This is a genomic window from Methylobacterium sp. HJ2, from assembly GCF_056431005.1.
Genome location: NZ_JBWJYM010000001.1, coordinates 731,971 through 752,674 on the forward strand (window position 1 = coordinate 731,971; position 20,704 = coordinate 752,674).

The window sequence follows — 20,704 nt, forward strand, 5'->3', positions numbered from 1 at the left end:
CCGTTCCTGTCGCCCGGTAGCGTTCGATGCACAGCCATCACGGCCTCACGCCGCGTCTGAAGCCGCTCTCCGCGCGCCGCTCCGCCATCCTGTCGGTGCTCGACATCGGAACGAGCAAGGTGGTCTGCCTCGTGGCCGAGCTGCAGCCCGCCGAGGCGATGGCGACGCTCAGGGGCCGCACCCATCTCGCCCGCATCATCGGCATCGGCCACCAGCGCTCCCTCGGGCTCAAGGGCGGCGCCATCGTCGATCTCGAGGCCGCCGAGGGCGCCATCCGTCAGGCGGTCCACGCCGCCGAGCGCATGGCCAAGGTCGAGGTCCAGTCCGTCATCGTCAACATGTCGGGCGGGCGCCTCGCCTCCCAGCATTTCCAGGCCCGCGTCGGGGTCCGCACCGGCACCGTCACCGGCCAGGACGTCGAGCGCGTCCTGGAGACGGCGAGCGCCCACGGCGTCAGCCCCGGTCGCGCCGTGCTGCACGCCCTGCCCACCGGCTACGCCTTGGACGGCCAGGGCGCGGTGATCGACCCCTCGGGGATGATCGGCGAGGCGCTCGGCGTCGATCTCCACGTCGTCACCGCGGAGGCCGCCGCCGCCCGCAACGTGATGCTCGCCGTCGAGCATTGCCATCTCGGCGTCGAGGCGGTGATCGCCACGCCCTACGCCGCCGGCCTGTCGGCGCTCGTCGACGACGAGGCCGAGATGGGCGTCTGCGTCGTCGACATGGGCGGCGGCACCACCAGCGTCGGCGTGTTCCAGGGCGGCCACCTCGTCCACGTGGACGCCATCGCGGTGGGCGGCCACCACGTCACCATGGATATCGCCCGCGGGCTCTCGACCCGCGTCGCCGCGGCCGAGCGGCTGAAGACCCTCTACGGCTCGGCCATCGCCACGCCGTCCGACGAGCGCGACATGATCGCCGTCCACGGCGTCGGCGAGGACGAGGGCGAGGCGCCCACCCACGTGCCGCGCTCGCAGCTCGTGCGCATCATCAAGCCGCGCGTCGAGGAGGTGGTGGAGCTCGTCCGCGACCGGCTGCGCGCGGCGGGCTTCGCCGCCCAGGCCGGGCGCCGCGTCGTGCTCACCGGCGGCGCCAGCCAGCTCGTCGGCATGCCGGAGGTCGCCCGCCGGGTGATGCAGGGTCAGGTCCGGATCGGCCGGCCGCTGGGCATCCGCGGCCTGCCGGAAGCCGCCAAGGGACCGGCCTTCTCGGCCTCGGTCGGCCTGCTCGTCTACCCGCAGGTCGCCCATGCCGAGCATTTCGAGCCGCGGGGGCACAGCGCCTTCGCGGGCACGGGCACCGACGGCTACCTGTCCCGGGTCGGCCGCTGGATCCGCGACAGCTTCTGAGGTCTTCCGGCGCGCTCGACCTTCGAGCGGGCCCATCGAGAGCATCCGGCGCCGCGGCGCCGAACATCCACACCGAGGTCACGAGAGGCTCGACACCATGGCCATTTCCCTCCAGGCGCCCGACATCCGCGAACTCAAGCCCCGCATCACCGTGTTCGGTGTCGGCGGCGCCGGCGGCAACGCCGTCAACAACATGATCGAGTCCGGCCTCCTCGGCTGCGAGTTCGTGGTCGCCAACACCGACGCCCAGGCGCTGACCTCCTCGAAGGCCGAGCGCGTGATCCAGATGGGCCTCGGCGTGACGCAGGGCCTCGGCGCCGGCTCGCACCCGGAGGTCGGCTCGGCCGCCGCCGACGAGGTGATCGACGAGATCCGCGACCAGCTCTCGGGCGCCCACATGTGCTTCATCACCGCCGGCATGGGCGGCGGCACCGGCACCGGCGCGGCACCCGTCATCGCCCGCGCGGCGCGCGACATGGGCATCCTGACGGTCGGCGTCGTGACGAAGCCGTTCCAGTTCGAGGGCATGCGCCGGATGCGCACGGCCGAGGCCGGCATCCAGGAGCTTCAGGCCGCCGTCGACACCCTGATCGTGATCCCGAACCAGAACCTGTTCCGGGTCGCCAACGAGAAGACCACCTTCGCCGACGCCTTCGCGATGGCCGACCAGGTGCTCTACTCGGGCGTCGCCTGCATCACCGACCTGATGGTCAAGGAAGGCCTGATCAACCTCGACTTCGCCGACGTCCGGGCGATCATGCGCGGCATGGGCAAGGCGATGATGGGCACCGGCGAGGCCTCGGGCGAGAAGCGCGCCAACCGCGCGGCGGAGGCGGCCATCGCCAACCCGCTCCTCGACGACGTCTCGATGAAGGGCGCTCGCGGCCTGCTGATCTCGATCACCGGCGGCTCGGACCTCACCCTGTACGAGCTCGACGAGGCCGCCACCCGCATCCGCGAGGAGGTCGATCAGGACGCCAACATCATCCTGGGCGCCACCTTCGACGAGAGCCTCGACGGCATCATCCGGGTCTCGGTGGTCGCCACCGGCATCGAGCCGGCCCTGATCGCCGCGAACTCGCCGAACAACAAGGAGATCGCCGAGACCGAGCAGCGCATCGCCGAGGTCGCCGAGCGCCTGCGCTCCGAGGCCCGCACCCGCGCCGCCGCGCAGGTCGCCCCGTCGATGCGGACCGAGGCGCCCGCGCCCGTCGCCCAGGCCCCGGCGCCCGCGCCGCAGCCCGCCCCGGAGCCGCACCTGGAGCACCGGATGGACCCGGCCCCGGTGATGCGCGACGACGTCGTGCTGACCCAGGCCCAGCCCCGCGCCGCCGCGGCCTTCGTGCCGCAGGCGCCCGCGCCGCAGCCCCAGGCCGAGCCGCAGCTCCATGCCGGCCCGTTCGTGCCGCCGCGCCCGGCCGCGCCCGCCGCCGCGCCGCTCGCCCGCGCCCCGCGCATGCCGCAGATCCACGAGCTGCCGCCGATCGCCCAGAACCAGATCATGGCCAACCGCGGCGAGCCGGCGGCCGAGCCCGCCGACGCCAAGCGGACCTCGCTGCTGCGCCGTCTCGCCACCGTCGGCTTCGGCGGGCGGCGCGACGAGGCCGAGGCGCCGGTCCAGCAGCCGCGGGCGGCGATGCAGCCCCAGCCGCAGGCGCCCGTGCACGCCCCCGTCCACGCGCCGATCCCGGCCGCGCCCCGCAGCGCCCCGCCGCAGGCCCCGGTCTATCGCGCCCCGCAGGGCCAGCTCGACGCCCAGGGCCGCGCCGCGCCGCAGCCCCGGATGATGGACGACGACCATCTGGAGATCCCCGCCTTCCTGCGCCGCCAGGCCAACTGACGGCGGGCGCCCGGCCGCGCGCCTCGGCCCCTTTGCGGGGAGCCGGGGCCCGGCCGGGCGGTCCCATGAACCCGCGCCCGAGCCACGCCCGATCGCCCGCGATCGGGCGTGGCTCGGCGTGGATCCGGGCCTTCCGCGAGGGCCTGTGCACCTGCGTTGCTCGCCCGCCGCAAGGCATGGCGGGCTTTTGCAGTGCAACAGAAAAAGTTCCCAAGCCGAGCGCTGGTGCATAGGGGACACACCTCAGGTCGGGTGTTCAGCCCGCGTTAACCATATCTTAACCTGTTGCCGGGACGACGTTTTTCGCCGATGCGCGGCAAGCGTGTCTGTAACAGAGCGTAAGAATCCGTGATTTGGCCGACCCATGTCGCACCGCTATAAAACCTCACGGAATGACGAACGGGCGGCGGCTTTCGGGCTGCCAGCACGCGCAGGGGCATCAAGCGACGGACGGATCGAACGGTCCCGGAGCCACGCATCGGCGGGGCATCGGTGTCGGGTCACGGCCGAGGGCTGAGGAATGCGAACGAATCAACAAACGACCCTCAAGGGCCCGGTGACGCTGAGCGGCATCGGCGTCCATTCCGGCAACCCGGCCGAGATCACCCTGAAACCCGCCCCGGCGAACCACGGCATCGCCTTCTTCCGAACCGGCCTCCAGACCGGCAACGACCGGATCATCAAGGCGCACCACGCCTGCGTATCCGCCACCGAGCTCTGCACCGTGATCGGCGACGTCGAGACCGGCGCCGTCGCCACCATCGAGCACCTGATGTCCGCCCTGTTCGGCCTGGGCATCGACAACGTCCTCGTCGAGATCGACGGCCCCGAGATGCCGATCCTCGACGGAAGCGCGCTTCCCTTCGTCAAGGCGATCGATCAGGTCGGGATCACCGGCTGCGGCGCCTCCCGCCGCTGGATCAAGGTCCTCCGCCACGTCCGCGTCGAGGCCGGTTCCTCCTTCGCCGAGCTGCGCCCCATCGACCGCGGCTTCCGCCTCGACGTCGAGATCAGCTTCGACAACGCGGTGATCGGCCGGAGCCGCAAGGCGATGGACATGAGCCCCGCCAGCTATCGCCGCGAGATCGCGGGCGCCCGCACCTTCGGGATGATGAAGGACGTCGAGCGCTACTGGAAGGCGGGCTTCGCCCTCGGCGCCTCCCTCGAGAACACCGTCGCGGTCGGCGACACCGCCGTGGTCAATCCCGAGGGCCTGCGCTTTCCCGACGAGTTCGTGCGCCACAAGATCCTCGACGCCGTCGGCGACCTCGCCCTGGCGGGCCTGCCGATCCAGGGCGCCTACCGCTCCTATTGCGGCGGCCACCGCATGAATGTCGGCATCCTCGGCGCCCTGTTCGCCGATCGCGCCAACTACGCGATCATCGAGGCCCAGGGCACCCGCCGCGAGACGGCGCTGGCCGATTTCGGGCTCGGCATCGCCGCCTTCGCGGGCGAGATCTGAGCGCAGTCGCTCTCCCGTCCTCCTGCACGGAACGCGGCGCCGGGAGCCACCTCCCGGGCGCCGGTCCGGCTTGCGTGCGGCGGCCCGGCTGACGGGCCGCGCCCGGGGGACGTTGCAGCCAAGACACAGCCTTCGGGCGAATGCGGAGACGGCGCGCCTGCCGCTTTCGCGCCCGAATCGCCCGTCACGGTGAATCATCCGTGACGGTCCCGACCCGGACACCCGCTCCGCGAGCGGCTTCGGACGAACGGGCGCTACGGACAGGATGCGGGACGGCGGACGGCCCAGCGTTTGGACAAGGGCCGCGCCTGTGCGGGGAAAGATTCGCTGATGCGCCTCACCAATCGGAACCGCGGCAGGACGGCGACGGCCGTGCTCGTGACCGTCCTCGGCCTCGGTCTGGGGGGCTGCGACTTCGACCCGACGGGCCTGTTCGCCGAGAAGTACAAGCCCGAGGTCGTTCCGGACGTTCCGGCCGACAAGCTCTACTCCGAGGGCTTGGCCAAGCTCGAGGACAGCGACTACGAGGGCGCGGTCAAGAAGTTCGACGCGCTCGACAAGCAGTATGCCTACTCGGAATGGTCCCGGAAGGCGCTGCTGATGACCGCCTTCACGAACTATCAGGGCCAGAAGTACGACGACGCGATCAGCGCCTCGAAGCGCTACCTGCAGCGCCATCCCGCCAGCAAGGATGCGGCCTACGCGCAGTACCTGATGGCGATGTCGAACTACAAGCAGATCCCCGACGTCACCCGCGACCAGGACCGCTCCGAGAAGGCGCTCGCCGCGCTGCAGGAGCTCGTCCAGAAGTATCCGACCTCCGAGTACACCGCCGACGCCAAGGCCAAGATCCAGATCACCCGCGACCAGCTCGCCGGCAAGGAGATGGAAGTCGGGCGCTACTATCTCGAGCGGCGCAACTTCCCGGCCGCGATCAACCGCTTCCGCGACGTGGTCGCCAAGTACCAGACCACCCGTCATGCCGAGGAGGCGCTCATGCGCCTGACCGAGGCCTACATGGCCCTCGGCATCACCGGCGAGGCGCAGAACTCGGCGGCCGTGCTCGGCCACAACTTCCCGGACAGCCCCTGGTACAAGGACGCCCACGCGCTCCTCGCGACCGGCGGCCTCCAGCCGCGCGAGGAGAAGGGCTCTTTCCTCAGCAAGATCTACAGCTCGGTGATGGGCCGCACCGCCTCGGCGGAGTGAGCCCGGCCCCGGCGCGCCGGGACGACCTGAGACGCCCGGACGGGCGCCGCAACCCGCGGCGCCCGTTCGCGTTTGACGCCGGCCGCCGCCGCATTGACGCGGCGATGCATTTTCCGGGTGAACTCGGCGCGGCTTCCGTCTACATCACCGCGATCCGATCCGAGGAGAGTCTGAACGCGGCATGCTCGTGCAGCTTGCGATCCGTGACATCGTTCTGATCGACAGGCTCGAGCTCAACTTCCGCGACGGACTGAGCGTCCTGACCGGCGAGACGGGCGCGGGCAAGTCGATCCTGCTCGACGCGTTCGCGCTGGCGCTCGGCGGCCGCGGCGACGGCCGCCTCGTGCGCCACGGCGAGGCCCAGGGCAGCGTCACGGCCGTGTTCGATGCGCCCCTCGACCATCCGGCCCGGCGCATCGCCGCCGAGTCCGAGATCGACACCGAGGGCGAACTCATCCTGCGCCGCACCCAGATGGCCGACGGGCGCACCCGCGCCTTCGTCAACGATCAGGCGGTGGGCGTCCAGGTCCTGCGGGCGATCGGCGCGGCGCTCGTGGAGATCCACGGCCAGCACGACGATCGCGCCCTGGCCGATGCCGCGACGCACCGGGCGATCCTCGACGCCTTCGGGGGCTTGCAGGGGCCGCTCGCCGCGGTCGGCGAGGCGTCGCGCCGGGTGCGCGGGGCCCGCACCACCCTCGAGACCCATCGGGCGCGGGTCGAGGCCGCGCGCAAGGAGGGCGACTTCCTGCGCCACGCGGTGGAGGAACTCGCCGATCTCGAACCGAAGCCCGGCGAGGAGGCGAGCCTCGCCGAGCGCCGCACCGTGATGCAGCAGAGCGAGAAGGTCGCGCGGGAGTTGAACGAGGCGCTCGACGCCGTCGGCGGCCCGCATTCGGGCGCGCCGCACCTGTCCTCGGCCATCCGCAAGCTGGAGCGCCGCGCCGGCCAGCTCCCCGCCCTGGTCGAGCCCTGCGTCGCGGCGCTGGACGCCGCGCTCACCGCCCTCGACGAGGCCCGCGCGGTCCTCGAGGCCGCGATCGCCGAGACGGAGTTCGATCCGCGCGAGCTCGAACGGGTGGAGGAGCGCCTCTTCGCCCTCCGCGCCGCCGCCCGCAAATACGACGTGCCGGCCGACGCGCTCGCGGTCCTGCGGGAGCGCTACGTCGCCGACGTGGGCGCGATCGATGCCGGCGAGGAGGCGATGGCCGGGCTCGAACAGGCGCTCACGGAAGCGGAGGCGCGCTATCGCGCGGCCGCCGAGAAGCTCGCGGCCGGGCGCCGCCGCGCGGCCAAGCAGCTCGACGCCGCGGTGAAGGCCGAGCTTCCGCCGCTGAAGCTCGAGCGGGCCCGCTTCATCACCGAGATCACGAGCGATCCGGAATCGCGCGATCCCGCCGGGACCGAGCGGGTGGAGTTCTGGGCGCAGACCAATCCGGGCACCCGGCCGGGCCCGATGATGAAGGTGGCCTCGGGCGGCGAGCTGTCGCGCTTCATGCTCGCCCTCAAGGTCGTGCTGGCCGACAAGGGCTCGGCCCCGACGCTGATCTTCGACGAGATCGATACCGGCGTCGGCGGCGCGGTGGCCGACGCCATCGGCGCGCGGCTGTCCCGGCTCTCGACCACCGTGCAGGTGATCTGCGTCACCCACGCGCCGCAGGTGGCCGCGCGCGCGCAGACGCATTTCCTGATCAGCAAGGCGCCGGTGAAGGGCAGCGACCGGGTCTCGACCCGCGTCGCCTCCCTGCCCGAGCCGGCACGCCGCGAGGAGATCGCCCGCATGCTGGCCGGCGCCAGCGTCACCGACGAGGCCCGCGCCGCCGCCGCCAGCCTGCTCCAGGCCGCGGGCGGCTGACCGGCGCGATCCGGCAAATTAAGGAAACCTCAAGGTTACCGAAGCCGTAATCTTAACCTCTCGTTTACCATAGGCTGGCAGATGGTCGATGGACGATGCCGCCCGGAGGAATCTTCGGGACTTGTCGTGCGGGAGGGGAGACGATGAGCGAGGCCGCCATGATCTCGGAACGCGATGCGTGCGGATCGACGGATTGCGAGGCTGTCGCGATCGACGCGCTGCCCGGCATCGACACGCAGCACCTCGGCCTGACCCTGCGCTCCCATTACGAGGACAGCGTCGATCGCGAGCCGATCCCGGATTCGCAGATCGAGCTGATCCTCCGCCTGCGGAGCAAGGAGCGCGACCTGCGCGCCCGCCGCGCCGCCCTGGCGAGCTGACGGGCTACCAGCGCCGTGCGCCGGGCCGGCGCTTGTACTCGGCGGCACGGATCATCGTCATCACGCGGTCGAGATCGGCCAGCAGCCCGGCCTCGTCGGCCTGGGCCCGGTCGGCCGCGCCGGGCTCCTGACTGAAGCGCTGCCGCGCCTGGGCGAGGGCCAGCGCGCGTTCCAGCGCCTCGCGCTCTGCGTGAAGGGCCAGGAAGGCCGCATCCTCGGGTTCGGTCTCGCTCACCGGGTGGTCGGACACTGATTCGCCTGTCTCGAACGGGCGCGGCTGCAACGGGCTTCCAGGGCCGGCCTCATCGAGGGAGGAACGCACGAGCCCCCGATCCCGTGCCATGCGGTGACCATCTGCGTCCGCGCCGGGCCGTCCCCACCCGCGGCCGCACTCTGTCATCCGCCTGTCATCTCCGTGTCATACCGCCGCAAGCGCCGGAGCCTATCCGCACAGGCGGCCGGCATGCCTGCTCCATCGCGACTGGACCCCGGCCGCCGAGGCGGCCCGGGCGCGGTCCAATATCCTGGCGGCAACGGAGATCCACGTGAGACCCTTCACCTACGCGCTCGCCCTTGGCCTCGCCACGGCCCAGCTCGTCCTGCCCGCCCGCGCGGCCGACATCACCGGCGCCGGCGCGACCTTCCCCTTCCCGGTCTACTCGAAATGGGCCGAGGCCTACCGCAAGGAGACCGGCAACGGCCTCAACTACCAGTCGATCGGCTCCGGCGGCGGCATCAAGCAGATCCAGGCCAAGACCGTCGATTTCGGCGCCACCGACGCGCCCCTCAAGGGACCCGCCCTTGAGAAGGACGGCCTCGTCCAGTTCCCGACCGTGATGGGCGGCGTCGTCACCGTGGTGAACATCCCGGGCGTGGAGCCCGGCACGCTGAAGCTCACCGGCGAGCTCGTGGCGGACATCTACGCGGGCAAGATCACCAAGTGGTCCGACCCGAAGATCGCCGCGCTCAACCAGGGTCTGAAGCTTCCCGACGGGACGATCACCCCGGTCTACCGCTCCGACGCCTCCGGCACGACCAACATCTTCACCACCTACCTGTCGCAGGTCTCCGAGGCCTGGAAGAAGGAGTTCGGCGCGGCGACGACGATCTCCTGGCCGGCCGGGCAGGGCGGCAAGGGCAACGAGGGCGTCACCGCCACCGTCAAGCAGGTGCCGAACGCCATCGGCTACGTCGAGTCGGCCTACGCCAAGCAGAACAAGCTGAGCCACACCCTGATCCAGAACAAGGCCGGCAAGTTCCCGCAGCCCGACGACAAGGCGTTCCAGGCCGCCGCCGCCAGCGCCGACTGGAAGGCCGCGCCCGGCTTCGGCATCTCGCTGACGAACCAGGCGGGCGACGCGGCGTGGCCGATCACGGCGGCGACCTTCATCCTCGTCCACAAGGAGGCCGCCGATCCGGCCAAGGCCGCGGCGGTGCTGAAGTTCTTCGACTGGGCCTACAAGAACGGGGACAAGATGGCCTCCGAGCTCGACTACGTCCCGCTGCCCGACACGGTCGTCGGCCTGATCCAGGACGAGTGGAAGGCCGTGAAGGACAAGGACGGCAAGCCCGTCCTCGGCATGTGAGCCGGCGCGCCCGCTGAACCGGGAGCGGGGCGGCGCGGCGCCGCCCCGACGGCATCTCCGCGGCGAGGCGATGCCCCGACGTCCGCCCTCGCGCCGGGCCCGCCCGCGCGCTAAACGCCAGATCGGTGAAGAGACACGCGGATGACCGCCTTGACTGACCAGATCGCGCTGGCCGAGACGCGCCCGGCGACGCGGCGCGGCCCGAGCAAGGGCTTCGACGCCCTTTTCAAGGGCGCCGCCTACAGCTCCGCCCTCCTCGTGCTGCTCATGCTCACGGGCATCCTCGGCTCGATCCTCTACGGCGGCTATCCGGCCTTCCGGGAGTTCGGCTTCGGATTCCTCACATCCAGCGCCTGGAATATCGGCACGGAGCAGTACGGCGCCCTCGTCGCCGTGATCGGCACCCTGGCCTCGGCGCTGCTCGCCCTGGTCATCGGCGTGCCGATCTCGCTCGGCATCGCGATCTACCTGACGCAGCTCTGCCCCGGCTGGGCCCGGCGGCCGGTGAGCATGACGATCGAGCTGCTCGCCGCCGTGCCGAGCATCATCTACGGGATGTGGGGGCTGTTCGTCTTCGCGCCGCTCTTCGCGCGGTTCGTGCAAGTTCCTGTCTCTAACCTCGTGGAGGGCCTGCCCCTCGTCGGAACGCTGCTCTACGCCCGGGTCCCCTCCGGCGTCGGCATCCTCACCGCCGGCATCATCCTGGCGATCATGATCGTGCCCTTCGTAGCCTCGATCGCGCGCGACATGCTGGATCAGATCCCGACTATCCTGCGCGAGAGTGCCTACGGCATCGGCTGCACGACTTGGGAGGTGGTGCGCCACGTCTTGGTGCCGCAGGCCTCGGTCTCCATCGTCGGCGCGATCATGCTCGGCCTCGGCCGGGCGCTCGGCGAGACAATGGCAGTGACCTTCGTGATCGGTAACGCCAACAGGCTCTCGGCCTCGGTCTTCGATCCGGGCTCGACCATCGCGTCGCGCATCGCCAATGAGTTCAACGAGGCCGACGGCATGCAACTCAACGCCCTGATGGCGCTCGGCTGCATCCTGTTCGTGATCACGTTCGTCGTGCTGATCGTCGCCCGCCTTCTGACGCGCCGCGTCAAGGTCGCCTGACCGACTCCGGCGACGCCGCTGGGCCGACTCGAATTCGCTGTGACGCGTGCAGCTGTCGCGGAAACCCCGAGTTCCGCTGGATGCCGCGCTGGAGGCTAAGATGGACGCCACCAATCCCCTCGCCGCGACCGCGCAAGCGCCGCTGCCAAGCCGCGTGCGCGCCTCGCGTCGCAATGCCGATCGGATCCTGCGTGGGGCCTGCCTTGCCGCCACGGTGCTCGGCGCCGTAGTGCTCGGCTCGATCCTCCTGATGCTGATCGTCGAGGGCCTGCGCGGGCTCTCGCCGACGCTGCTGACGCAGCCGACCCCCGGGCCCGGTAGCGAGGGTGGCGGCATCGCGAATGCGATTCTGGGCAGCCTGATTCTGACAGGCCTCGGGATCGTCATCGCGACGCCGATCGGCGTCATGGCCGGCACCTTTCTCGCCGAGTACGGCCGCACCTCGAAGATCGCGGACGTCATCCGCTTCCTCAACGACATCCTACTGTCGGCGCCCTCGATCCTGATCGGGCTGTTCGTCTATACCCTGATGGTGCGCCCGATGGGCACCTATTCAGGCTGGGCCGGGGGCGTGGCGCTCGCCATCATCGCGACGCCGGTCATCGTGCGCACCACGGAGGACATGCTGCGGCTCGTCCCCGGGACGCTGCGCGAGGCCGGGGCGGCGCTCGGCGCGCCCGCCTCGACCGTGATCATGAGCGTGTCGTGGCGCGCGGCCTCGGCCGGCATCGTCACCGGCATCATCCTGGCGCTCGCCCGAATCGCCGGCGAGACAGCGCCACTGCTGTTCACCGCGCTGAACAACAACAGCTGGTTCAACGCCAACCTAATGGGCGGCGTCGCGAACCTGCCGGTGATGATCTACCAGTTCGCCCTCTCGCCCTATCCGAATTGGCAGCAGCTCGCCTGGGCCGGGGCGCTCCTGATCACCGTCACCATCCTGGCGCTGTCGATCGTCGCCCGCGTCTTCATCAAGCCGCAGCGCGCTCGCTGAGCCGCCCTTCCGAAGGATTCCGAGCATGAGCTTCGCCGCTTCGATGGCCGCAGAGGCTGACCAGCGCCCGCGCGCGGATAGCGCGGCGCCAATCCGCATCGCAGTCAAGGACCTCAACTTCTACTATGGGCAGTTCCACGGCCTGAAGAACGTCAATCTCAATTTCCACGACCGGCAGGTCACGGCCTTGATCGGCCCGTCGGGCTGCGGCAAGTCCACCTTGCTGCGCACGTTCAACCGGATCTACAGTCTCTATCCGGAACAGCGCGCGGAAGGGCAGATCCTGCTCGACGGCGAGAACATCCTGGACGCGAAGATCGACCTGAACGACCTGCGCTCGCGCATCGGCATGGTGTTCCAGAAGCCGACGCCCTTCCCGATGTCGATCTACGACAACGTCGCCTTTGGCATGCGTCTCTACGAAAAGCTGCCGAAATCCGAACTCGATGCCCGCGTCGAGGCTTCGCTGCGCAAGGCGGCGCTCTGGGACGAGGTGAAGGACAAGCTCAAGCAATCCGGCATGGGGCTCTCGGGCGGCCAGCAGCAGCGCCTCTGCATCGCCCGCACGGTGGCTCAGCGCCCGGAGGTGATCCTGTTCGACGAGCCGACTTCGGCCCTCGACCCGATCTCGACTGGCCGCATCGAGGAGTTGATCGAGCAGCTGCGCAACGAATTCACCATCGTCATCGTCACGCACAACATGCAGCAGGCCGCGCGTATCTCGCAGTTCACGGCGTTCATGTATCTGGGCGAGCTAGTCGAGTTCGGGCCGACGAACCGGATCTTCATGAACCCCGAGAAGCGGCAGACCCAGGATTACATCACCGGCCGCTTCGGCTGATCGTCCTGCCTGCACCCCATCTGCCGCCCGAGGATCGAACCATGCCCGGTCACATCGTCAGCTCCTACGACACCGACTTGGAGGATCTGCGCCGCGCGATCTCAGAAATGGGAGGCGTCGCCGAGAAGATGGTCGCTGAAGCCTCCGACGCCCTTGTGCGCCGCGATTCCAGTCTCGCTCAGGCCGTGATCGTGGCGGACAAGCGTCTCGACGCGCTCCAGCGCGACATCGAAGAGCGTTCGGTCCTGTTGATCGCCCGCCGCCAGCCGCTGGCGATCGACCTGCGCGAGACGATCTCGGCCATCCGCGTATCGGGTGATCTCGAGCGGATCGGCGACCTCGCCAAGAACGTGGCCAAGCGCGTGGTGGCGATCAGCGACCAATCTGTCGGCCAGAAGATCGTCATCGGCGTCCAGCACATGAGTGATCTCGCCGAGGCGCAGCTCAAGGACGTGCTCGACGCCTACGCGAGTCGCGACGTCAAGGCCGCGCTGGATGTCTGGGAGCGCGACGGCGCGATCGACGCGCTCTACAACTCGCTGTTCCGCGAGCTCCTGACGTACATGATGGAAGATCCGCGCAACATCTCGTTCTGCACGCACCTGCTGTTCTGCGCCAAGAACGTCGAGCGCATCGGCGACCACACCACCAATATCGCCGAGACGATCCAGTACTTAGCGACCGGCGAAACGCCGACTGGCGACCGACCCAAGAACGACGCTTCCAACTACGCCACCGTCAGCCCGGGTGAGGCCTGACGCGGCCGGGACGAGGACGTCTCCCGGCTCCGAACCGCACGGATTGAGCACATGCGTACCCGTATCCTGATCGTTGAGGACGAAGAGGCGCTCACCACCCTGCTGCGCTACAATCTGGAGGCCGAGGGCTTCGAGGTGGAATCCGCCGCCCGTGGCGATGAGGCGGAGTTGCGCCTCTCCGAGCAGGCACCTGATCTCGTCCTGCTCGACTGGATGCTGCCGGGCCTCTCTGGGATCGAGATCTGCCGCCGGATCCGGGCGCGGCGCGAGACCGAGCGCTTGCCGGTAATCATGCTGACGGCGCGCGGCGAGGAGGGCGACCGGATACGCGGCCTCGGCACCGGCGCCGACGACTACATCGTCAAGCCGTTCTCGGTGCCGGAGCTTCTCGCCCGCGTGCGGGCGCTGTTGCGCCGCTCAAAGCCCGCTCACGTCGCCGATCTGCTGGCGGCCGGCGACATCGAACTCGACCGGGTCAGCCACCGCATCCGCCGCAGCGGCCATGAGATCCATCTCGGACCTACCGAATTCAAGCTGCTGGAGTTCTTGATGCAGAGCCCGGGCCGCGTGTTCTCGCGCGAGCAATTGCTCGACGGGGTCTGGGGTCACGATGTCTACATCGATGAGCGGACGGTCGACGTGCATGTCGGTCGCCTGCGCAAGGCACTGAACCGGCCGCGCCAACCTGATCCGATCCGCACCGTGCGGGGGTCCGGCTACGCCTTCGACGAGACCTTCTCGCTCGAGGCTTGAGGGAGAGCCGCTGCGGTTACAGCTCGGATCGCGTCAGCGCGGCTCCGCCGCGCCAAGCACCGTGGCGCCGGCCGGCCGGACGCTCGCCAGTGCCGCCAGCACCGTGCCCTCGGTGAGGATCTGCGGCAGCACCTCAGGCGCCGCCACGCCCGTGTAAAGCAGGTAGAGCGGCACGCCGCTGCGGCCGTGGCGCTCTAGCAGGCGGGTGATCTCGGGGTTCTGGTTGGTCCAGTCGCCTTTCAGGACGGCGATCCCGCGCGCGCGCATCGCCGCCCGCACCGCTTCGGTCGAGAGCGAGGTGCGCTCGTTGACCTGACAGGTGATGCACCAAGCCGCCGTCATATTGACGAAGACCGGCCTGCCAGCAGCGAGAAGCCCGTCGAGGCGGGCCTGGGTGAAGGCCTCGACACCGTCGGCGTGCGCCTCAGCGCCGGGGGGCAAACGGTCGCGGTCGAGCGTCAGGGCGAGGGCGGCCACCGCGGTCACCGCCAGGATCGCGAGGGCGCGGGTCGCGCGGCCGGCGAGGCCCTCCGCCTCGCGACCGCGCTCCCAGGCCCAGGCGGCGAAGCCCACGAGCACGAGCCCGATCAGTGCCGCGAACAGTCCCTCCGGCCCGATCTGCTGAGCGAGCACCCAGACAAGCCACGCCACCGTGGCGTAGACCGGGAAGGCCAGCACCTGCTTCAGAGCCTCCATCCAGGCGCCCGGGCGCGGCAGAACGCGCACAGCCCCCGGCCACAGGGTCAGCGCCAGAAAGGGCAAGGCGAGCCCGAGCCCGAGGCAGGCGAAGATGACCAGCGCAGCCGCGGCGGACTGCGTGAGCGCGAAGCCGACCGCCGTGCCCATGAACGGCGCCGTGCAGGGCGTCGCTACGATCGTGGCGAGCACGCCGGTAAAGAACGAGCCCTCCAGTCCGGCCCGCCGGGCGAGCCCGTCGCCGAGTCCGACGACCCGACCGCCGAGATGCACGGCGCCCGACAGGCTGAGGCCCATCAGCAGGAGCAGGTAGGCGAGCATCGCCACCACCACGGGCGATTGCAGCTGGAAGCCCCAGCCGAGCCCGGCGCCGCCGCTCTTCAGGACGATCAGCAGCCCGGCGAGGCCAATGAAGCTCGCGAGCACCCCGGCGGTGTAGGCAAGGCCATGCAGGCGGACGCGCTGTTCACTCTCTCCGGAGTGCTGCACGAGCCCCAGGACCTTGATTGACAGGACCGGGAACACGCAGGGCATCAGGTTGAGGATCAGGCCGCCGAGAAGCGCCAACGCCGCCGCGCCCAGCAGCGTCGGCGTTTCGGCGGGCGCCGGCACCGCCGCCGTGGCCGGCATCTGCCCGGCGGGCGGCGGAGGCGCCTCGTCGCCGATGGCGAAGGCCTGCCGCACCGGGCCCGAGCCGAGATCCTCCGTGAGCGTCAGCACGCCCGGCAGGCTGGTCGGCACGGGCTCGCTCGGCGTCGCGCGGGTCAGGGTCAGGTGCAGTCCGCCGGCGTCGATCCGCAGGGTCTGCTCGGCCGCATTGTCGATCGCCGTCTCGGAATAGGGGAAGAAAGCGGCCTCGCGGATCGCGTCGCCTTTCAGCCCTACGGCATCGAGGTTCAGCACCAGATGCTCGCCCTCGCTCGACAGGCGGGCCGGCCAGGGCGAGGTGATCGGCATCGCCGCTCGCGCCCGGGCGAACAAGGCCTGCGCCTCCGCGGCCAGCGCCGCCGCCTTCGTCACCGGCAGCGTCACGGCGAGTTCGGCCGAGCCCGGAACGCACTCCGTCTCACAGACCAGGTAGGTGAGCTTGGCGGCAAGCCGGACCGGGTCCGCCGGGTCGAGGCTCGGGGGCGGGGTGATCCGCGCCAGCAGGATCACCTCGTCCGCGTAGCCGAAATTCATCAGCTGGGCGACAGAAATGCGCTGTGGTGCCGGCCATTGCAGCCGGGCCGCGGAGAAACCGGCGGGCAGCGTCCAGGTCACCTCGGGCGGCAGGCCGGAATCACCGGGGTTGCGCCAATAAACGTGCCAGCCCGGCCGCATCGCCATGCGGATCGCGACGGTGAAGGGTGTGCCCGCCTGGACGCCTGTCGGCTCCGCGAGGAGGCTCGCCCGCACGAGGTCGGCAGGTGCCTTCAGACCCTGGGCGGCGACAGGCCCGAGGCCGAGGCAGAGGAGGAGTACCAGGAGGCGTAGCATCGCGTCCTCCCATAGCACAGCACGGGGCGGCGATCCCGCAACGGTGCGCGGCCGAAGCGCTCAGGCGAGCGGCGCCGTCGCGGCCTCGAGCCAAGCGCGGGTTTCGGCGTCGAGATCGGGCACCAGAGTCTCGCGCACCCGCGCGTGGTAGGCGTCGATCCAGGCGATCTCGCCCGGATCGAGCATCCGGGTCTCGATCAATCGGCGGTCATAGGGCGCGAGCGTCAGCGTCTCGAAGCCTAGCATGGCGCGTTCGCCCCCTGGGATCGTCCGCGGCTCGACGAGGACGAGGTTCTCGATGCGGATGCCGTAGGCCCCGGCCTTGTAGTAGCCCGGCTCGTTCGAGAGGATCATCCCAGGCTCCAACGCCACCGTGCCGGCTTTGGCGATGCGCTGCGGCCCCTCGTGCACCGAGAGGAACGAGCCGACGCCGTGGCCGGTGCCGTGGTCGAAGTCGAGCCCGGCCTGCCAGAGCGGAAGCCGGGCCAGAGTGTCGATCTGCGCGCCTGTCGCGCCGGTGGGGAATACTGCGCGCGCGATGGCGACATGGCCCTTCAGCACCCGGGTGAAGCGCTCGCGCATCTCGGGCGTCGGGGTGCCGACCGCGACGGTACGGGTGATGTCGGTGGTCCCGTCGGGGTACTGTGCCCCGGAATCGATCAGGAACAGCTCGCCCGGCTGCACCCTGCGGTCGCTGGCGCGGGTGACGCGGTAATGCACGATGGCGCCGTTCTGGCCCGATCCAGAGATCGTCGGGAACGAAATGTCGCGCAAGTCGCCGCCCGCCGCGCGGAAATCCTCCAGCGCTTCCACGGCGGCGATCTCGGTGAGATCGCCCGCGGCGGCGGTCCGATCGAGCCAGGCGAGGAAGCGCGTCACGCTGGCGCCGTCGCGGCGATGCGCGGCGCGGGCCCCCGCGATCTCGGCTGCACTTTTGACAGCCTTCATCCCGGTGATCGGATCCGGCCCCGGATCGACGGTGCCGCCCGCGGCCTCGATCCGGTTGCCGAGCGCGACGGACGCTGTGGCGGAATCGAGCCGGACGCGCTGACCTACTAGGTCCGCCAGAGCGGCCTCGAAGGCGGAGCGCGGGGCGAGGTCGGCAATCTCCGAGAGCGTCTCCCGGGCCTCGGGCGTCACCTGCGGCGAGACCAGGAACAGCCGGGCTCGGCCGTTGCGCGGCACGATGGCGTAGCCGAGGGCGAGCGGGGTGTGCCCGACATCGCTGCCGCGCAGGTTGAACGCCCAGGCAAGGTTGTGCGGGTCGGAGATCACCAGGACGTCGCAGCGAGCGGCCTCCAGCGCCGCGCGAATCCGGGCGAGCTTGCCAGCGGCCGGCTCCCCGGCGAGGGCGACCGGGTGGACGATCACCGCGCCTGCGGGCGGTCGCGGCCGCCCGGCCCAGACCGCATCGACAGGATTCGCGCTCACGGCCCGAAGCCGGGCCTCCGCCTGGGTCGCCGCCCGCTCCAGACGCTTCAGCCCGTCCCGGGTGTGCAGCCAGGGGTCGTAGCCGAGCACCGCGCCGCGCGGCAGGTTCGCGGCGATCCAGGCCTCGACGCTGGTTTCCGCGAGCGGCACGACCCGGAACGTCGCGGTATCGACCTGCTCGGGCGCCTGCAGGGTGTAGCGCCCGTCGACGACGAGCGCGGCGGCGTCGGTCAGGATTACGGCCGTGCCGGCCGAGCCGGTGAAGCCGGTTAGCCAAGCCAGCCGTTCGGCATAGGCGGGCACGTATTCCGACTGGTGCTCGTCGGCGCGGGGCACCACGAAGCCGTCGAGGCCCGCCTCGCGCAGGGACGCGCGAAGGGCAGCGACGCGCTCGGGCCCCTTGCGGTGGCTGGGGTCGTCGAAGGTCTGGAAGCGGGTGCGCGGGCTCATGGCCGCCAGTATCGCAGCGCGCGGGCCGGCCGCAACCGGCTGGTGACCGGCATGCGAAACGCTCAGTGGCGATCGGTTGGCAGGTCTGGGGCACGGTCGCGCGGGGCGCCGTCGTAGCCCTCGAGCCAGGCCCGGCGCTCCGGGGAATTCGCCGGATACGGACAGGCATCCTTCGGCCGCCCGCTCGCCCGGGCACGGGCACCCTCGCTGACGGCGTCGGCGGCTGGCTGGTGCGGCGCGCTCATCACAGGAGAATGCGGACGCCGGGCGGCGGTTCGCACCTGCGCGAAAATCGCGCGGTCCTGCCTCAGGTGAGCGGCCGGGCCGCCGCGCCGCCGCGGCGCAACACCAGTGTCGCCCAGCCCTCGATCACGCCCTTGCGCGCGAGGTGGAAGCCGCGGAGGCGGTAGGTGGAGAGCACGCCGGCCACGTCCCGCTCGATGAGGCCGGACAGGATCAGCACCCCGCCCTCGGCCACGACGGCGGTGAGCGTCGGGGCGAGCTTCTTCAGGGGCCGAGCCAGAATGTTGGCGAACACGATGTCGAAGTGCCGCGGCCGGTCGGCGAGGGGATGACGCACCCCCGGGCCCTCGTAGAGGCGGAGATAGGGCCCGAGCCCGTTCATCCGAGCGTTGGCGCGGGCGGTGATCACCGCCTCGCGGTCGAGGTCGCCCGCAACGACCGTGCCGTGCAGCACCTTGGCCGCGGCGAAGGCCAGGATGCCGGTGCCGGTGCCGACATCGAGGACGTGAGCGGGGCGGCGGCACTTCAACTCCGCCATCAGCGCGCGCAGGCAGCCGAGGGTGGTGCCGTGATGACCGGTGCCGAAAGCCAGGGCGGCCTCGATCTCGATGGGAAGGTCGTTCGCCCGCACCGCCGCGCGGTCATGGGCGCCGTGGATCAGGATCCGGCCGGCGCGGACGGGCTTCAGGCCCTCCAGGGAGGCGCGGACCCAATCCTGCTGGTCGATCGTGCGGAACTCAGCCGCGTCGGCGGCATCCCCCACGACCGGTCGGATCAGGTCGCGCACGAAGCCCTCGTCGGGCGCGTCGGCGAAATACGCTTCGAGCCGCCAGGTCACGCCGTCCTCCGCCTCGAAGGCGGCGACCGCGGTGTCGGTCGGGTCGAACATCTCACCGAGGATGTCGGTCATCGCCCGCGCCGAGGCCTCGTCGGTCATCATCCGCAGCACGTGCGTCGGGCGGTGCGGGGGAAGGCCTTCGATCATGGCAGCGCGTCCGCTCCGGCGTCTCGGATTCGGGAGACGGCTCCGCCGGAGCCGCCCATCCCCGCCGGCCCTCGCTGACGCCGCGGAGATCGGGACCACTAGAGCAAGCCGCACGCGAGGGAAATCCGCTTCGCGGCAGAGGCTGGCCGATCCCCGGGAAAACCGGGGCGGCCCGATTGCCAGTCCGCACCAACGGCCTAGCTTCGGCGGCGGTTCTTGCCGGCAAATATCGATTCCTGGCGCCGGCCGCACAGAACTGAGGCAAAATGTACACGTCGTGGGCGTAGAAGGCGCCGGAACTGGGCAAACGGCCCCGCGTTCCTGCTGGCCTATCCGACGCGGTGTGTGTGGCGAGGGTGCGTAAGCGTGAGCAAGTCCAGACGATCCGTCCGCCGTGGGCCGGTTGTCCTCAACGACAATGCCAAGCTCTCCCGGCCGACGAGCCGCTCCGTGACGGGGCTCGTCGAGGCGCCGGACGGACCCCTGCCGGGTCCCCTGCTCGTGCTGCTCAGCCGGCTGCACAGGTCCGAGAAGGCTCGGACCGAGGAGTCCGACGGCTGAGGGCAGGCCCGGCCGCGGTCGTCAGGCATAGGCGTAGGGACCGCCCCGGCGCAGCGCGCGCTGATAGGCGGGCCGCGCATGGATCCGCGCCAGCCAGTCGCGCACGCCCGGCCCCGCGCCCGTTCCACGCGCCGCGAAGGCCTCGAGGGGAAAGCTCATCTGGATGTCGGCCGCGCTGAAGGCCTGCCCGGCAAACCATGGCCGCTCGGCCAGCGCCTGTTCCCAGAACGCCGCGTGCCGCGCGAGTTCGGGATCGACGAAGCCGCCGAGCACCTTGCCGGCGATAGCTCGGACGAGCGGGCGCAGCAGGGTCGGGCTCCCCGGTGCGAGGCGCGAGAAGACGAGCTTCAGGAGGAGCGGCGGCATCGCCGAGCCCTCGGCGTAGTGCAGGTAGTAGGTGTAGCGTCTCCGCTCGTCCGCCGCGGTGGGGACGAGAGCGCCGCCGCAGCGCTCGGTCAACGCGGTGACGATGGCGCCGGATTCGGCGAAGACGGTCTCGCCATCGGTGATCACCGGCGACTTGCCGAGCGGATGGACCGCGCGCAGCTCCGGCGGAGCCAGCATCGTCCTGGGGTCGCGAGCATAGCGCTTGATCTCGTAGTCGAGGCCGAGCTCCTCGAGCAGCCAGAGCACGCGCTGGGAGCGGCTGTTCTCGAGATGGTGGACGGTGATCATCGGGCCGGGTCCGGGCAAGTGTCGGGTAGGTCTCGGGCAGC

The 20,704-nt window shown here is 70.7% G+C and carries 18 protein-coding genes; 12 read left to right on the forward strand and 6 right to left on the reverse strand.

Translation table 11 applies throughout. The features are described 5' to 3' along the window. The first annotated feature begins 26 nt into the window (after window positions 1-26). From ftsA to ACS5RC_RS03440, 6 genes are all read left to right on the forward strand, one after another. Window positions 27-1,349 carry a cell division protein FtsA gene (gene ftsA, locus ACS5RC_RS03415; protein ID WP_478342398.1) on the forward strand — a complete coding sequence of 441 codons (1,323 nt, stop codon included), beginning with the start codon at window positions 27-29 and terminating at the stop codon, window positions 1,347-1,349. A 97-nt stretch (window positions 1,350-1,446) separates the two neighbouring features. Further along, entirely contained in the window at window positions 1,447-3,189 is a 1,743-nt protein-coding gene (gene ftsZ / locus ACS5RC_RS03420) for a cell division protein FtsZ (RefSeq protein ID WP_478342399.1), read from the forward strand. Window positions 3,190-3,709: 520 nt separating this feature from the next. Further along, entirely contained in the window at window positions 3,710-4,651 is a 942-nt protein-coding gene (gene lpxC / locus ACS5RC_RS03425) for a UDP-3-O-acyl-N-acetylglucosamine deacetylase (RefSeq protein ID WP_478342400.1), read from the forward strand. 330 nt (window positions 4,652-4,981) lie between these two features. Beyond that, the gene (locus ACS5RC_RS03430) at window positions 4,982-5,860 is read left to right on the forward strand and encodes an outer membrane protein assembly factor BamD (RefSeq protein WP_478342401.1); all 879 of its coding nucleotides are present in this window, start codon (window positions 4,982-4,984) and stop codon (window positions 5,858-5,860) included. Between the two features lie 181 nt (window positions 5,861-6,041). Then, on the forward strand, window positions 6,042-7,715 hold the full coding sequence (gene recN / locus ACS5RC_RS03435; RefSeq protein ID WP_478342402.1) for a DNA repair protein RecN: 1,674 nt from the start codon (window positions 6,042-6,044) through the stop codon (window positions 7,713-7,715). 143 nt (window positions 7,716-7,858) lie between these two features. Further along, window positions 7,859-8,095 carry a hypothetical protein gene (locus ACS5RC_RS03440; RefSeq protein ID WP_478342403.1) on the forward strand — a complete coding sequence of 79 codons (237 nt, stop codon included), beginning with the start codon at window positions 7,859-7,861 and terminating at the stop codon, window positions 8,093-8,095. A gap of 4 nt (window positions 8,096-8,099) precedes the next feature. Here ACS5RC_RS03440 and ACS5RC_RS03445 read toward each other — a convergent pair whose 3' ends face one another. Continuing rightward, window positions 8,100-8,330 carry a hypothetical protein gene (locus ACS5RC_RS03445; protein WP_478342404.1) on the reverse strand — a complete coding sequence of 77 codons (231 nt, stop codon included), beginning with the start codon at window positions 8,328-8,330 and terminating at the stop codon, window positions 8,100-8,102. Between the two features lie 310 nt (window positions 8,331-8,640). Between ACS5RC_RS03445 and pstS the strand changes: the two genes are divergently transcribed. The 6 genes from pstS to phoB all read left to right on the forward strand — a co-directional run bounded on the left by pstS (window position 8,641) and on the right by phoB (window position 14,143). After that, a complete protein-coding gene (pstS, locus tag ACS5RC_RS03450; protein WP_478342405.1) occupies window positions 8,641-9,681 on the forward strand; it encodes a phosphate ABC transporter substrate-binding protein PstS in 1,041 nt (346 codons plus the stop codon). A gap of 141 nt (window positions 9,682-9,822) precedes the next feature. Next, on the forward strand, window positions 9,823-10,797 hold the full coding sequence (gene pstC / locus ACS5RC_RS03455) for a phosphate ABC transporter permease subunit PstC (protein WP_478342406.1): 975 nt from the start codon (window positions 9,823-9,825) through the stop codon (window positions 10,795-10,797). A gap of 100 nt (window positions 10,798-10,897) precedes the next feature. Further along, window positions 10,898-11,791, forward strand: a complete 894-nt coding sequence (gene pstA / locus ACS5RC_RS03460) for a phosphate ABC transporter permease PstA (RefSeq protein WP_478342407.1) — start codon at window positions 10,898-10,900, stop codon at window positions 11,789-11,791. A 43-nt stretch (window positions 11,792-11,834) separates the two neighbouring features. Further along, complete coding sequence (gene pstB, locus ACS5RC_RS03465) at window positions 11,835-12,632, forward strand: phosphate ABC transporter ATP-binding protein PstB (protein ID WP_478342659.1); 798 nt, start codon at window positions 11,835-11,837, stop codon at window positions 12,630-12,632. A 41-nt stretch (window positions 12,633-12,673) separates the two neighbouring features. Then, complete coding sequence (phoU, locus tag ACS5RC_RS03470; RefSeq protein ID WP_478342408.1) at window positions 12,674-13,390, forward strand: phosphate signaling complex protein PhoU; 717 nt, start codon at window positions 12,674-12,676, stop codon at window positions 13,388-13,390. 51 nt (window positions 13,391-13,441) lie between these two features. Next, window positions 13,442-14,143 carry a phosphate regulon transcriptional regulator PhoB gene (gene phoB / locus ACS5RC_RS03475; RefSeq protein WP_478342409.1) on the forward strand — a complete coding sequence of 234 codons (702 nt, stop codon included), beginning with the start codon at window positions 13,442-13,444 and terminating at the stop codon, window positions 14,141-14,143. 33 nt (window positions 14,144-14,176) lie between these two features. Here the strand turns inward: phoB and ACS5RC_RS03480 are convergent, their stop codons facing one another. The 5 genes from ACS5RC_RS03480 to ACS5RC_RS03500 all read right to left on the reverse strand — a co-directional run bounded on the left by ACS5RC_RS03480 (window position 14,177) and on the right by ACS5RC_RS03500 (window position 20,663). Then, window positions 14,177-16,318: a protein-disulfide reductase DsbD family protein gene (locus ACS5RC_RS03480; RefSeq protein ID WP_478342410.1), complete on the reverse strand. Its 2,142-nt coding sequence runs from the start codon at window positions 16,316-16,318 to the stop codon at window positions 14,177-14,179. A 60-nt stretch (window positions 16,319-16,378) separates the two neighbouring features. Further along, window positions 16,379-18,199, reverse strand: a complete 1,821-nt coding sequence (locus ACS5RC_RS03485; protein ID WP_478342411.1) for an aminopeptidase P family protein — start codon at window positions 18,197-18,199, stop codon at window positions 16,379-16,381. Between the two features lie 62 nt (window positions 18,200-18,261). Further along, window positions 18,262-18,444, reverse strand: a complete 183-nt coding sequence (rmf, locus tag ACS5RC_RS03490) for a ribosome modulation factor (RefSeq protein ID WP_478342412.1) — start codon at window positions 18,442-18,444, stop codon at window positions 18,262-18,264. Window positions 18,445-18,506: 62 nt separating this feature from the next. Beyond that, window positions 18,507-19,427, reverse strand: a complete 921-nt coding sequence (locus tag ACS5RC_RS03495) for a 50S ribosomal protein L11 methyltransferase (protein ID WP_478342413.1) — start codon at window positions 19,425-19,427, stop codon at window positions 18,507-18,509. Between the two features lie 582 nt (window positions 19,428-20,009). Further along, window positions 20,010-20,663, reverse strand: a complete 654-nt coding sequence (locus ACS5RC_RS03500) for a glutathione S-transferase (protein ID WP_478342414.1) — start codon at window positions 20,661-20,663, stop codon at window positions 20,010-20,012. Window positions 20,664-20,704: the final 41 nt, after the last annotated feature.

Coding starts and splice junctions, on each gene's coding strand:
- ftsA (WP_478342398.1), top strand. CDS start 27: ATGCACAGCCATCACGGCCTCACGCCGCGTCTGAAGCCGCTCTCCGCG.
- ftsZ (WP_478342399.1), top strand. CDS start 1,447: ATGGCCATTTCCCTCCAGGCGCCCGACATCCGCGAACTCAAGCCCCGC.
- lpxC (WP_478342400.1), top strand. CDS start 3,710: ATGCGAACGAATCAACAAACGACCCTCAAGGGCCCGGTGACGCTGAGC.
- ACS5RC_RS03430 (WP_478342401.1), top strand. CDS start 4,982: ATGCGCCTCACCAATCGGAACCGCGGCAGGACGGCGACGGCCGTGCTC.
- recN (WP_478342402.1), top strand. CDS start 6,042: ATGCTCGTGCAGCTTGCGATCCGTGACATCGTTCTGATCGACAGGCTC.
- ACS5RC_RS03440 (WP_478342403.1), top strand. CDS start 7,859: ATGAGCGAGGCCGCCATGATCTCGGAACGCGATGCGTGCGGATCGACG.
- pstC (WP_478342406.1), top strand. CDS start 9,823: ATGACCGCCTTGACTGACCAGATCGCGCTGGCCGAGACGCGCCCGGCG.
- pstA (WP_478342407.1), top strand. CDS start 10,898: ATGGACGCCACCAATCCCCTCGCCGCGACCGCGCAAGCGCCGCTGCCA.
- pstB (WP_478342659.1), top strand. CDS start 11,835: ATGGCCGCAGAGGCTGACCAGCGCCCGCGCGCGGATAGCGCGGCGCCA.
- phoU (WP_478342408.1), top strand. CDS start 12,674: ATGCCCGGTCACATCGTCAGCTCCTACGACACCGACTTGGAGGATCTG.
- phoB (WP_478342409.1), top strand. CDS start 13,442: ATGCGTACCCGTATCCTGATCGTTGAGGACGAAGAGGCGCTCACCACC.
- ACS5RC_RS03480 (WP_478342410.1), bottom strand. CDS start 16,318: ATGCTACGCCTCCTGGTACTCCTCCTCTGCCTCGGCCTCGGGCCTGTC.
- ACS5RC_RS03485 (WP_478342411.1), bottom strand. CDS start 18,199: ATGAGCCCGCGCACCCGCTTCCAGACCTTCGACGACCCCAGCCACCGC.
- rmf (WP_478342412.1), bottom strand. CDS start 18,444: ATGAGCGCGCCGCACCAGCCAGCCGCCGACGCCGTCAGCGAGGGTGCC.
- ACS5RC_RS03495 (WP_478342413.1), bottom strand. CDS start 19,427: ATGATCGAAGGCCTTCCCCCGCACCGCCCGACGCACGTGCTGCGGATG.
- ACS5RC_RS03500 (WP_478342414.1), bottom strand. CDS start 20,663: ATGATCACCGTCCACCATCTCGAGAACAGCCGCTCCCAGCGCGTGCTC.